General features: G+C 64.5%; 11 protein-coding genes. 5 read left to right on the top strand and 6 right to left on the bottom strand.

Annotated features, from left to right (window positions below):
• Positions 1-10: 10 nt before the first annotated feature.
• Together rfbA and ACP15W_RS00875 are read left to right on the top strand one after the other, a co-directional pair.
• Positions 11-904 carry a glucose-1-phosphate thymidylyltransferase RfbA gene (gene rfbA / locus ACP15W_RS00880; protein WP_424930939.1) on the top strand — a complete coding sequence of 298 codons (894 nt, stop codon included), beginning with the start codon at positions 11-13 and terminating at the stop codon, positions 902-904.
• A 649-nt stretch (positions 905-1,553) separates the two neighbouring features.
• Positions 1,554-2,429 (top strand): MBL fold metallo-hydrolase, encoded by an 876-nt coding sequence (locus ACP15W_RS00875; RefSeq protein WP_424930938.1) that lies wholly within the window; start codon positions 1,554-1,556, stop codon positions 2,427-2,429.
• Between the two features lie 150 nt (positions 2,430-2,579).
• Here the strand turns inward: ACP15W_RS00875 and ACP15W_RS00870 are convergent, their stop codons facing one another.
• Both ACP15W_RS00870 and cydX read right to left on the bottom strand, forming a co-directional pair.
• Complete coding sequence (locus tag ACP15W_RS00870) at positions 2,580-3,197, bottom strand: DNA-3-methyladenine glycosylase I (protein ID WP_424930937.1); 618 nt, start codon at positions 3,195-3,197, stop codon at positions 2,580-2,582.
• On the bottom strand, positions 3,181-3,300 hold the full coding sequence (cydX, locus tag ACP15W_RS00865) for a cytochrome bd-I oxidase subunit CydX (RefSeq protein WP_424930936.1): 120 nt from the start codon (positions 3,298-3,300) through the stop codon (positions 3,181-3,183). The genes ACP15W_RS00870 and cydX overlap by 17 nt, the downstream gene beginning before the upstream one ends.
• A gap of 332 nt (positions 3,301-3,632) precedes the next feature.
• Here cydX and ACP15W_RS00860 point away from each other — a divergent pair, with 332 nt between their 5' ends.
• Positions 3,633-4,133 carry an RrF2 family transcriptional regulator gene (locus ACP15W_RS00860; RefSeq protein WP_424930934.1) on the top strand — a complete coding sequence of 167 codons (501 nt, stop codon included), beginning with the start codon at positions 3,633-3,635 and terminating at the stop codon, positions 4,131-4,133.
• A gap of 57 nt (positions 4,134-4,190) precedes the next feature.
• On the opposite strand, the gene ACP15W_RS00855 is transcribed toward ACP15W_RS00860, so the two are convergent.
• Entirely contained in the window at positions 4,191-4,925 is a 735-nt protein-coding gene (locus ACP15W_RS00855; protein ID WP_424930933.1) for a glutamine amidotransferase, read from the bottom strand.
• A 228-nt stretch (positions 4,926-5,153) separates the two neighbouring features.
• Between ACP15W_RS00855 and rimO the strand changes: the two genes are divergently transcribed.
• Positions 5,154-6,542 (top strand): 30S ribosomal protein S12 methylthiotransferase RimO, encoded by a 1,389-nt coding sequence (gene rimO, locus ACP15W_RS00850; protein WP_424930932.1) that lies wholly within the window; start codon positions 5,154-5,156, stop codon positions 6,540-6,542.
• A gap of 92 nt (positions 6,543-6,634) precedes the next feature.
• A complete protein-coding gene (locus ACP15W_RS00845; RefSeq protein ID WP_424930931.1) occupies positions 6,635-8,023 on the top strand; it encodes a hypothetical protein in 1,389 nt (462 codons plus the stop codon).
• Between the two features lie 54 nt (positions 8,024-8,077).
• Here ACP15W_RS00845 and ACP15W_RS00840 read toward each other — a convergent pair whose 3' ends face one another.
• The 3 genes from ACP15W_RS00840 to ACP15W_RS00830 all read right to left on the bottom strand — a co-directional run bounded on the left by ACP15W_RS00840 (position 8,078) and on the right by ACP15W_RS00830 (position 11,342).
• The gene (locus ACP15W_RS00840; RefSeq protein WP_424931588.1) at positions 8,078-9,082 is read right to left on the bottom strand and encodes an aldo/keto reductase; all 1,005 of its coding nucleotides are present in this window, start codon (positions 9,080-9,082) and stop codon (positions 8,078-8,080) included.
• Between the two features lie 129 nt (positions 9,083-9,211).
• On the bottom strand, positions 9,212-9,748 hold the full coding sequence (locus ACP15W_RS00835) for a hypothetical protein (protein WP_424930930.1): 537 nt from the start codon (positions 9,746-9,748) through the stop codon (positions 9,212-9,214).
• 133 nt (positions 9,749-9,881) lie between these two features.
• On the bottom strand, positions 9,882-11,342 hold the full coding sequence (locus tag ACP15W_RS00830) for a carboxypeptidase M32 (RefSeq protein WP_424931587.1): 1,461 nt from the start codon (positions 11,340-11,342) through the stop codon (positions 9,882-9,884).
• Positions 11,343-11,496 lie beyond the last annotated feature (154 nt).

The following is an 11,496-nucleotide window of genomic DNA, read 5'->3' as shown; positions in this document are numbered from 1 at the left end:
GAGAAGGACCATGTCCGACACAGCCACCCCGCCCCGCAAGGGGATCATCCTCGCAGGCGGCTCCGGCACCCGCCTCTACCCGATCACCCATTCGCTCTCGAAGCAGCTCCTGCCGCTCTACGACAAGCCGATGATCTACTACCCGCTCTCGGTGCTGATGCTGGCCGGATTGCGCGAGATCGCCATCATCACCACCCCCGCCGACCAGGAGCAGTTCAAGCGGCTGCTGGGTGACGGCGAGAAATGGGGGATGCGCTTCCAATACATCGTCCAGCCGAAGCCCGAGGGGCTCGCACAAGCCTATATCCTGGCCGAAGAGTTCCTCGACGGCGCCGCCTCGACCATGGTTCTGGGCGACAACATCTTCTTCGGACACGACCTGCCGGTCATGCTCTCGGCCGCAAGCAGGCGCGGCTCGGGCGGCACGGTCTTCGGCTACCAGGTCGCGGACCCCGAACGCTACGGCGTGGTGGAATTCGATGAGAGCGGCCGCGTGCTCTCGATCGAGGAAAAGCCCGAGACGCCGAAATCCGATTTCGCCGTCACCGGCATCTACGTGCTCGACAGCACGGCACCCGCCCGCGCCCGCGCGGTGGAGCCGAGCCCGCGCGGCGAGCTGGAAATTACCGAGCTTCTCAACTCCTATCTCGCCGAGGGCGCGCTCAACGTCGAGCGCATGGGCCGGGGCTTCGCCTGGCTCGACACCGGGACACATGCGAGCCTCCTGGACGCAGGCAACTTCGTGCGCACCATCGAGGAACGTCAGAACCTCAAGATCGGCTGCCCCGAGGAGATCGCCTTCTCGCAAGGGTGGATCTCGGCCGATGACCTCCGCGCCCTCGCCGCGCCCTACCTCAAGACCGAATACGGGAAATACCTCGTCCGCATCGCCGACCGGGGGTGAACCCGGAGCGGAATGCACTAGCCAGTTTGCAAATCTCACGCATTGGCCTCTCCTCCACCCACGACTCCAAGGCCAGGCCCAACTGGCACGGAACAAAGGTGCGCAGCACCGCCGTGCCAAGCGCCCGTCCGCCCCATGGGCGGGCGCTCTCCTTGCCTTCATCTCGCAGATCAGACGCTAGAAATGTCGGCACCATAAACTGCGCTACACAGCCCGAAGGACGCGCCACCCTCGGACGGCCGCTGGCACTGTGGCGTGCCCTGTTCACCAGACAAAACTCCTGCCACGCCGACCGGGGGTGATGCCGCCCTGCCGGGCCGACCTCAGGACTACCGCAACAGAGGGCCAGCGGCCGTCCGAGGGTGGGAGCAGGTAACGCACGAGGCTCTCAATTTATGGTCGAGCCACCCGAAGGCAGTTCTCGCGCACCGACGTTGCAGATGCGACCGCCCAGTCGGGCGGACGGTCGCAGGCCCGGCGGCGCTCCGCGCCTTGTTCCGGGCCGGGGCCTTCGGCCAATGGCGCTTGTTCCCACTCGGCAGAATGGGATCTGAATTGCGCGCCCCCACCCGCACGTCCAAACAACACCCTTTTGCCACGCCGCCGCTTCGGCCTATCCTTCTCCGAACCAGCGAGAGAAGGATTGCCCATGCGTCGCATTCTGCTGCCACTGATCGCCATCCTCTCCGCCGGCATCGGCACGGCCCGCGCCCAGGACACCCCGGCCACAAGGCCGCCATCGCACTGCATCGCCTTCGTCGAGAACGTTCCGGGCCTACGGGTGATCCCCGCCGCGCTGACGGACGCGCCGCAGAACGCGAGCTATCTCGAAGCCGTGCCCGCCGATAGCGTGCGCTTGAGCTATGTCGATCACGCCATGTTCCTGCTCCAGACCCATGGCGGGCTGTCGGCGGTCACGGACTACAACGGCTTTCTCGGCCCGACGGAGTTCATCCCCGACGTGGTGACGATGAACCACGCCCACGGCACCCATTGGACAGCCGCGCCCGATCCGCGCATCCCCCATGTGCTGGAAGGCTGGAGCCCCGATGGCGTCAATCCCGCCGTTCACAACCTCGAACTCGGCGAAATGCTGGTGCGCAACGTGCCCACCGACATCCGGGGCAGCTACGGCGCACCGACCGAGGCCCATGGCAATTCGATCTTCGTTTTCGAGGTGGCGGGACTCTGCATCGGCCATCTCGGCCACCTCCACCACATCCCCACGCCCGAGCAGTTCGCCGCCATCGGCCGGCTCGACGTGGTGATGGCGCCGGTGGACGGCGGGCTGACATTGCCCCTGCCCGAAATGATCGCGCTCCTCAAGCACGTCCGCTCGCGCATCGTCATCCCGATGCACTGGTTCTCCATGACCTCGCTGCAAGGGTTCCTCACCGCGATGGAGACCGAATTCCAGGTCGAGATCCTCGAGGAGTCCTTCATCGACGTCACGCTCCGCGGCCTGCCCCGCCGCCCGACGATCATGGTCATGCCACCGCAGATGCTGGGGTTTGCCCCGCGCTGACAAACTGGCCAGTTGGCATGCGATCGTATGCCGCTCAAGGCCTTTCAGGGCAAATCGTATGCATGAAATATGCATGAAAGCTGCATGGAATATGCACAGGATTTCCTGATCCGTTTCAGGCACTTGAGGTCTATTCTCGCCGAACCCGCGTCACCCCCGCCCGGCCGGCGGCGTGAACCCGGCCCGCGCCTCCGCCACGGCCGCCCGCGCCCAGCAGTCTTCGGCGTGGTCATTCACCAGCCCCATGGACTGCATGAAGGCATAAGCCGTTGTCGGGCCTACGAATTTCCAGCCCCGCTTCTTGAGATCCTTCGACATGGCAATGGATTCCGGCGAGGTCGAGACCATCTGCGGCGGCCCCAGTTCGGCGGAATCCGGCTCGAAGCGCCAGACATAGGCCGCAAGGCTGCCGACCTCCGCCACCAGTTCCTGCGCCCGCCGGGCATTGTTGATCACCGCCTCGATCTTGCCCCGGTGGCGAATGATGCCCTTATCCTCAAGTAATCGTTCGACTTTTTCCGGACCAAAGGCCGCCACCGCGTCGATCTCGAAGTTCGCGAAGGCAGCGCGGAAGTTCTCTCGCTTGCGCAGGATCGTGAGCCAGCTCAGCCCCGACTGAAAGCCCTCGAGGGAGATCTTTTCGAAGAGCCGCCGGTCATCCGCCACCGGAAACCCCCATTCGGTATCGTGATAGGCGACGTAGTCCCGCGCCGCGCCACACCAGGCACAGCGCCTGCGCCCGTCACCGGGATCAATCGTCATTGGCATGATCCAGAAGCCGGCTGACCTCCTGCGTCTCGCTCAAGATCGCGTTCATCACCGCGAGTATCCCGGCCAGTGGCAGTCCGAGCTTCCAGGAAGAATACCACATCTCTCTGTTTTCCTTGCATTTTCAGTAATGCGAACCGGAGTTTCCGGTCACGTCGCTTGCCGTCACCTTGCTCCACAATACCCGTTAGACCCCGGCCGTATAGACCAGAATCAGCGGCAGGAAGATCACCGTCGCCACCTTCCGGCATGCGAGCAAACCGGCAAGGGCGAGCAACGCCTTGGTTCACCCCGACGTACCCCGGCCATCATCCCTGCATCGCAAATTCAACTTTTCGCCCGACCAATTGACTTTGATCAACGCCGTCATCCGCTGTCGGCCCTAAGTCTTGCCACAAGACGTTCCCTGGCATCAAATGACGATCGGACAGTGCAATGCGCCTGACCATCAAGACAAACATCGCAATGCGCACCCTGATGTGTTGCGCCCTGAACCCCGAGATCGCCCTGCGCAAGGCGGATATCGCGGCCACGTGCAACGTATCCGAAAACCACCTCGCCCAGGTGATCAGCATTCTGAACAACAAGGGGTTCCTGCGGACACTTCGCGGCCGAAACGGCGGGGTCACCCTTGGCCGGGCGCCTCAAGACATCCGCGTCGGAGAGGTGTTCCGGCTGCTGGAAGAAGGCGTTCCTTTCGTCGAATGCTTCGACGATGACCGCAACACCTGTCCGCTTGCCGAATTCTGCCTTCTGAAGGTTGCCCTGAGCAGCGCGCTCGAGGCCTTCTATGCCTCGCTAGACAACATCACCATTGCCGATCTCATCGAAAGCAATACCCCGCTCGAGCATCTTCTCAGCTTCAAGAACGGGATGAGCCAGCAATGCACGACGGGCTCGCCTCGGGTGAACGCCTGCATGGGGTCGCATTGCTGAGAGGTTCGGTATCGTCGCGCGCCCTCTTTAGGTGATCCCCGAAGCAGGCACCCGCGCTCACCCGTAGCGTTCGGTGAAGTTTCGAAGGATCCGCGCGGACATCCCTGCATCCGCTGCACGGCAGGCTTCGATGAGGCGCGCCGCGTCCCCTGGGGGAAAATAGCCCTTGTCGCGATAGACCTCGATCCTGAGCGCGAAGACATCTGCATCTGCTTCCGGGTGAAACTGCGTTGCATAGACGTTCCGCCCGTAGCGGATCATCTGGAATGGACAGGTCTCCGACGAGAGGAGATGCACGCAACCCTCGGGAAGCTCCTGCACCGCCTCCTTGTGGCCGACGAAGGCATCGAACCCGTCGGGCAGACCGATCATGATGGGATCGCCCTTCCCTTCGCGGGTCACCACGCAGGACGCCGTGCCCACGGCCTCGCCGTAGCGCGCCTTGCTCACCTCGGCGCCCAGATGATGGGCAAGGATGCCGATACCATAGCAGCACCCGAGAAACGGAATGTCCCGGCCCGTGATTTCAGGCATGAGACCGAGAACCGCGGTCTCGATACGGGCCTCCATCTCGCTCTTCGTCTCGGGTGCGTCGCTCACGCACCCCGGACCGCCACCCACGATCACACCGGCATACTGGTCGAGATCGAGATCCTCCGGGAGCCTGTCCTGATCGAGCCGGACACGATGCGCACGATCCTCGGTCAAACCGCCCTTGTCGAGAATCGCCGCATACTCATCGTCCGAAACGACCGCTTCCGGACGCAGTTGCAGGATCAGAAAAGGTTTCATCTCGCCTCTCGCACATTCAGGAAACGTAATTGCGCAACGCAAGGCCAGCCGTCAATCGCCCTGTCTCCGGCCGCTTGTTCAGGGCCTTGCGTTCCAATCGTCGGACCGAACACGCGGCAAGACAGCCCCTGCCGTGAAAGCTGGAACGGTGCAGGAACATATCACAGGTTCGCCTGTCGGTATTTTCCCCGTTCCGCTGAGCGGCGATTTGCCGTATAGGCCCGCTCCATGCCCCAGAATCCGCCCGATCTCCGCCCGGACCTAGCGCCCGCGCCCCGCTTCACCGATGCCGCCCGCCCCGGCCAGCCGAAAATCGGCATGGTTTCGCTCGGCTGTCCGAAGGCCCTGGTGGACAGCGAGCGCATCCTGACGCGCCTGCGCGCGGAAGGCTATGCCATCTCACCGGATTATGCTGGCGCCGATGCGGTGATCGTGAACACCTGCGGCTTTCTCGACAGCGCCAAGGCCGAAAGCCTCGAAGCGATTGGCGAGGCACTGAACGAGAACGGCCGCGTTCTGGTGACCGGCTGTCTTGGGGCCGAGGAAGAGTATATCCGCGGCACGCACCCCTCCGTGCTCGCCGTCACCGGGCCGCACCAGTATGAGCAGGTGCTCGACGCAGTGCATTCCGCCGTGCCGCCCGCGCCCGACCCGTTCATCGACCTTCTGCCCGGCCAGAGCGTGCACTTGACGCCGCGCCATTACAGTTATCTCAAGATTTCCGAGGGTTGCAACCACAAGTGCAAGTTCTGCATCATCCCGGACATGCGCGGAAAGCTCGTCTCGCGCCCGGTTCATGCCGTGCTGCGGGAGGCCGAAAAGCTCGTCGAGGCCGGTGTGCGCGAGCTACTGGTGATCAGCCAGGACACCTCTGCCTATGGGCTGGACCGCAAGTTCGACACCCATCCGTGGAAAGGCCGCGAGGTTCGCACTCATCTCACCGATCTCGCTAGAGAACTCGGCGAACTAGATGCGTGGGTGCGTCTGCACTACGTCTATCCCTACCCGCATGTGCGTGACCTGATTCCGCTGATGGCCGAAGGGCGCGTGCTGCCCTATCTCGACATCCCGTTCCAGCACAGCCACCCGGACGTGCTCAAGCGCATGGCGCGGCCCGCCAAGAGCGCGGACACTCTGGCCGAGATCGCCCGCTGGCGCGCCGACTGCCCCGACATCACCCTGCGTTCCACCTTCATCGTCGGCTTCCCCGGCGAAACGGAGACGGAGTTCCAGCACCTGCTCGACTGGCTCGACGAGGCGCAGCTCGATCGCGTCGGCTGCTTCCAGTACGAGAACGTCGCCGGCGCACGCGCCAATGATCTGCCCGATCACGTGGCGCCCGAGGTCAAGCAGGAGCGCTGGGAGCGCTTCATGGAGAAGGCCCAGGGAATCAGCGAGGCGAAGCTCGCGCGGAAGGTCGGCCAGCGGCTCGAAGTGATTGTTGATGAGGTGGATGACGAGGCTGCGACCTGTCGCACCATGGCCGATGCACCCGAAATCGACGGCAATCTCTTCATCGACGAGGCGTTCGAAGGGCTGAAGCCCGGCGACATCCTCACCGTCGAGGTGGAGGAAGCCTCCGAGTATGACCTCTGGGGGCGGCCGGTCACGGACTAGAGGCTTCCGGAGAGCCGGACAGCCGCGCTATACCTTCCCGAACACCGGGCGAGAGAACATTCGCTCTGGTTGAAGAAAACCGGGACAGGAAAATGCTCGCATCAGGCTTCAGGCGCAAGGCATCGTTCTTATCAGGAAAGCGCACCGGAGTTGCGCTTCCCGCCATTCTGACCGCCGCCCTGGTCGGATGGCCCGCCGCCCAGGCCGCCACGGACTTCGAAACACCGCCGATACTCGATGCGGAGGTTCTCGCGGGCGACATCCCTCTTGAAGGCGAGACCTACACCATCGCGGATCAGGTCCCCACGGACGGGTTCATGGCGACCTTTTCGATCTCGTCGCCCTATGGCGCGTTCACTGCATCCGGCCCCGGAATGCTGGCCGTGCGCCTCGATGAAATCCGCGCACTCGCCGCGCTGGAGGACGTTCGGAACGATGACCAGTTCGCCTCTGCCGCGGCAGAGACCGCGAAGGATACGGCCGGCGGCCTCCGCACGCTGGCCACGCGCCCGCGGGAGACGCTCGCGGGCGTGCCGGAGGGCGTCGGGCGCTTCTTCGACCGGACGGGGCGCTCGGTCCGAACCGGCATCCAGAAGCTCGACGATACACGGCACGGGCGGACACCGGGTGTCGGCGAGGAGATCGCATCGGACCTGCCCGGCGGGTCAGACCCTTCCGCCGCCGCGCCCGAAAGCGGTAGCCTTCCAGGCGCGATTGCGCGCGCCGGAGGGAGCGTCGCGGTGAACATCCTTGGCTTTGACGAGCAGCGCCGGCGCCTGGCCAAGGCGTTGGGGGTCGATCCCTACACCACCAACCCCGTTCTGGACCAGGAACTCGACGACGTCACCTGGGCGGCCTTCGCGGGCGGGCTCGGGGTCAACATCGTCACGAGCCTGATCCCGGGCGGCGCGCTCATCTCCGCGACCTCCACCATGACGGACTGGGTCTGGGATACACCGCCCGGTGATCTTCGCGTCGAGATCGAGCAGGCACTGCTCTCGGCCGGGGCCAGCCAGGGTGAAGCCGACCGGCTGTTGCGCCATGCCTGGTATCCGCTGAGCGCGCAGGCGGTGCTGGCCTCCTCTTTTCAGGCTCTCGACGGCGTCGAAGGCCGGTCGGGAGTGCTGCCGCTGGCGCTCGGTGTCGGCTCGGAGGGACAGGCGCGCTTCGCGGTCCAGTCGGTGGAAATGCTGAAGCGTTATCACCTCGAAAGAGAACCGCTCACCGAGATCCGTGCAGAAGGCGTCGCCTTCGGACAGACAGAAAGCGGCGAGGTCATTGTTCCGGCACCAGTAAACTACCTCAGTTGGACGCCACGCCTCGAGGGGTTCGTTTCGCGATTTGACGCAGAGCCCGAGGCCGCCCATCTGCTCACGGTCGCGGGCAAGGTTTCGGAGCGCACACGCACGGAACTGGAAGACCGCGGCTGGCAGGTAGAGGAAGACAGCGACCTCGGCCCGATCCTCTACCCGGTTCGTTGAAACCGCCGCACCCTCCGAATGGCACGCGGGCCAGAGCGGCCCGCAGGGAGATCCTCAGCTATAACGCGCCACGCCGATCCACTGCTCATCCGTGTAGCGATCGCCATGGGCCCAACCCGCCGGCAGAACCTCCTCGATCCGGGCGAGATCCCCGTCCGAAAGCCTGAGATCCGCCCCGGCGGCCAGCTCCTTCAGATGCGCCACCGACCGCGTGCCGGGGATCGGAATGACACCCTCGCCGCGGGAGAGCAGCCAGGCGATGGAGAGCGCGGCCGTTGGCACCCCGAGATCGGCCGCGAGGGTCCGAAATTCGTCCGTCGCAGCGATGTTCTTGCTGTAGGAAGGTTCGACAAACCTCGGATTCCCCGCAAGAAATCCTGATGCGGCAATCCTTTCCGGCGCCGGCGGCGTATCGGTCAGCAACCCGCGGCCCACCGGACAGAATGCCACCAGCGCCGTTCCGAGCCGGGCGCATTCCTGCACCAGCCCCAGTTCCGGCGCGCGTGTCGAAAGCGAGTATTCCGACTGAACCGCCGCAACCGGATGCACCGCCGCCGCATCACGCAGGCTCGAGGGTGCAATCTCGGAAAACCCGAAGGATCGGATCTTGCCCTTCTCCATCAGCCGCACGAGTGTGCCCGTCACCTCCTCGATCGGAATGCGCCGGTCCCAGCGATGCACGTAGAAAAGATCGACGCGGTCGAGCCCCAGGCGCTTCAGGCTGCCGTCGATCTCCGCCTCGAGATGTTCTGGGGCGTTGTCGAAGCACCGCTGCCCGGTTTCCGGGTCGGACGTGATCCCGGCCTTGGTGGCAATCCTGAAGACCTCCTGCGCCGCTCCGCCATGGCGCGCGAGAAACCGACCGATTATCTCCTCGGACCGGCCCATGCCGTAGACGTTCGACGTGTCGATATGGTCGATGCCAAGCTCCAGCGCCGCGTCGAGGATGGCGTGGGCGGCGTCCTCTGTCGCATTGCCATAGACGCCCGCGAAGGACATCGCGCCGATACCGATCGGCGACACCATCGGCCCACCCGCTCCAAGCCTGCGCTTTTCCATGCCCTGCCCCGCACCTGCCACGTTCCGCAGCATTGGTAGAGGGCTCTCGGGCGAGCCTCAAGCCTTTCGGATGAACTGGATGAGGCCTCGCATGAACACTGCGCCCCCCCCCACGCAGTCGCCTGCTCGCTACTGGCAGTGCGCCTGATCGGCGCTGTTGATCAGCACCTGCGCCCGCCAGATGTCCAGCGGTTTGAGGGTGGTCGATCCGGTGCGGCTCTCTCCCTCATGGTCCCGCAGGGCCCCCGGATCGATCATTCGGCCCTTCATGCGTTCGCCCTCGAAGCGATGAAGCTGCTTGATTCCATGGAGCATTGCGCGATGCGAAATGAGGCCCGCGCGTTCGGCTGCGATCTTCTCGCGGATCCGGGCAGCCAACCTCTCGGCGCGATTGTCCTCGCTTCCGTCCTCATCCCCGAATTCGGCATTGAGGCCCCAACCCGCGTTCCACATCGCTTCCTTCACCCGATCGGCCGCTTCCGCGAAGGCGAGCCGCGCGGCACCGTGCCGGAAGACCGGCATCCGGTTCTCCTTGCTGTCAAGAGCGACACCGGCCTCTTTCAGCACGGCGCGAATGTCGCGCAGTTCAAAGAGCCGGGCCGGAAAGACCGGGTGAAAATCATATGCAAACTCTGGCGTCAGACCGCCACTGACAGGATAAGCCATTACCGTCCCCCTCATCCTCGTGCCCCGCCCCCCGTGCAGACAGTTTCGCCAAGGGGGTTGAAGAACCGGTTGAGAGCGGTTCGGAAAATGCGCCTAAATCTCTGAATTTGCTTCCTATTAACTCGACCCGGGGTCAAACTCCATAGAGCGCCCAGTATTTCTCTTCGAGATAGCCCAGCAGCGCACCCTCGCTGGGTTCGGCTCCGCAGGCCGCCGCGATGAGAGCGGCCGGTGCGTGCTTTCGGCCCAAGCGATGGATGCGGGCCCCGAGCCAGTCGCGCACCCCACCGATCTCACCCGCGCCGAGCGCGGTATCGAGATCAGGCATGTCTCGCCTCAGGGCCGCGTGAAGCTCTCCCGCATAGATGTTGCCCAGCGCGTAGGTCGGAAAATATCCGAAGAGCCCGGCGGACCAATGCACGTCCTGCATGCAGCCCCGCGCCGCATCAGGCACCTTCATGCCGAAATCCGCCTCGAAGCGGGAATTCCACGCCTCAGGAAGATCCGAAACGTCCAGCGCACCTGAAATCAGGTCCCGTTCCAGGTCGAAGCGCATCATGATGTGGAGGTTGTAATGCACCTCGTCGGCCTCGGTGCGGATGAAGCCGGTCCGCACCGCATTGACCGCCCGGTAAAGCGCTTCCGGGCTGCTCAGTCCCGTTTCGCCGAAAGTTGCAGTCATGGCGGGATAGAGCCACTCGCAGAACGCGCGGCTGCGCCCAAGCTGGTTCTCGAACAGTCGCGATTGTGATTCGTGCACGCCCATCGAGGCATGGCCGCCCGCGGGCAGAAGCAGTTGCTCCGGATCCAACCCCTGTTCGTAGACGGCGTGACCTACCTCGTGGATCGTGGAATAGAAACAGTCCTGCGGATTGGCCTCGTCGATCCGCGTGGTGATCCTGACATCGCCCCCCGTTCCCGAACTTGACGGATGGACGGCGAGATCGAGCCGCCCTGCTGCCCAATCGTAGCCGAAGAGCCCGGCGACACGGTGAGCCAGGGCCAATTGTTGCTCTGCCGGGAATGACCCCGAAAGTTCGCCCGATGCACCGCCTGCCGCCTCGATCCGGGCCCGAAGCGATACGAGCGCCGCCCGCAGCCGGGTGAAAACCGCTTCGATCTCCGCAGATGAGGCACCCGGCTCGAACTCGGCCAGCAGCGCGTCATAGGCGGGCTGGTCACTTTCGCGCAGGCACTCCGCCTCCTGCCGCTTCAGCGCCACGAGCTTGCCAAGCTCGGGCAGGAAAACCCCTAGATCGGACGTGGGCCGCGCCTTTTCCCAGATCATCTGGGCACGGGCCGATTGCCGCGCGAGGTCCTCGGCCAGCGTTGCAGGAAGCCGCACGGCCCGGCGGTGAAGCCGCAGGGCCTCTGCCACATGCGCCTCCGCCCAGCTGCCCGGTTCCGCCGCGCCGCAGGACGCCGCCCAGTCCTCGATCCTCGGGTCGCAGAGCGCGGCATGGTGCGCTGCTGCCACCGCTCCGACTTCCTCGACCCGGATATCCCCGCCCTTCGGCGGCATCTGGGTCTCCTGGTCCCAGTTCAGCAATCCCAGAACATGTTCAAGGGCGGCCATGCGCCGGAAATGACGCATCAGGTCGGCATAGGCGGGCGAGGTATCGAGCAATCCGGGTCTCCAGTTGGCAGCAATCGGAAAAAACGCAAGAAGGGTGCAGCGTCCATTGAACGCCGCACCCTTCGCTGCACCGGATACTCCCGAAATTCAACCTCCAGCCTTGGACGGCAGG

The sequence above is a fragment of the Amaricoccus macauensis genome (genome assembly GCF_049800915.1).
GTDB lineage: Bacteria > Pseudomonadota > Alphaproteobacteria > Rhodobacterales > Rhodobacteraceae > Amaricoccus > Amaricoccus macauensis_A.
The sequence above is the reverse complement of the archived record's forward strand: the minus strand, read 5'-3'. Positions and strand labels throughout refer to the sequence as shown.

What these genes read in the sequence shown, in the direction of transcription:
- cydX (WP_424930936.1), bottom strand. Translation starts at nt 3,300, where the DNA reads ATGTGGTATTCTTCCTGGAAGCTCGGACTGCCACTGGCCGGGATACTC.
- rimO (WP_424930932.1), top strand. Translation starts at nt 5,154, where the DNA reads ATGCCCCAGAATCCGCCCGATCTCCGCCCGGACCTAGCGCCCGCGCCC.
- ACP15W_RS00855 (WP_424930933.1), bottom strand. Translation starts at nt 4,925, where the DNA reads ATGAAACCTTTTCTGATCCTGCAACTGCGTCCGGAAGCGGTCGTTTCG.
- rfbA (WP_424930939.1), top strand. Translation starts at nt 11, where the DNA reads ATGTCCGACACAGCCACCCCGCCCCGCAAGGGGATCATCCTCGCAGGC.
- ACP15W_RS00870 (WP_424930937.1), bottom strand. Translation starts at nt 3,197, where the DNA reads ATGCCAATGACGATTGATCCCGGTGACGGGCGCAGGCGCTGTGCCTGG.
- ACP15W_RS00835 (WP_424930930.1), bottom strand. Translation starts at nt 9,748, where the DNA reads ATGGCTTATCCTGTCAGTGGCGGTCTGACGCCAGAGTTTGCATATGAT.
- ACP15W_RS00875 (WP_424930938.1), top strand. Translation starts at nt 1,554, where the DNA reads ATGCGTCGCATTCTGCTGCCACTGATCGCCATCCTCTCCGCCGGCATC.
- ACP15W_RS00845 (WP_424930931.1), top strand. Translation starts at nt 6,635, where the DNA reads ATGCTCGCATCAGGCTTCAGGCGCAAGGCATCGTTCTTATCAGGAAAG.
- ACP15W_RS00860 (WP_424930934.1), top strand. Translation starts at nt 3,633, where the DNA reads ATGCGCCTGACCATCAAGACAAACATCGCAATGCGCACCCTGATGTGT.
- ACP15W_RS00840 (WP_424931588.1), bottom strand. Translation starts at nt 9,082, where the DNA reads ATGGAAAAGCGCAGGCTTGGAGCGGGTGGGCCGATGGTGTCGCCGATC.
- ACP15W_RS00830 (WP_424931587.1), bottom strand. Translation starts at nt 11,342, where the DNA reads ATGCGTCATTTCCGGCGCATGGCCGCCCTTGAACATGTTCTGGGATTG.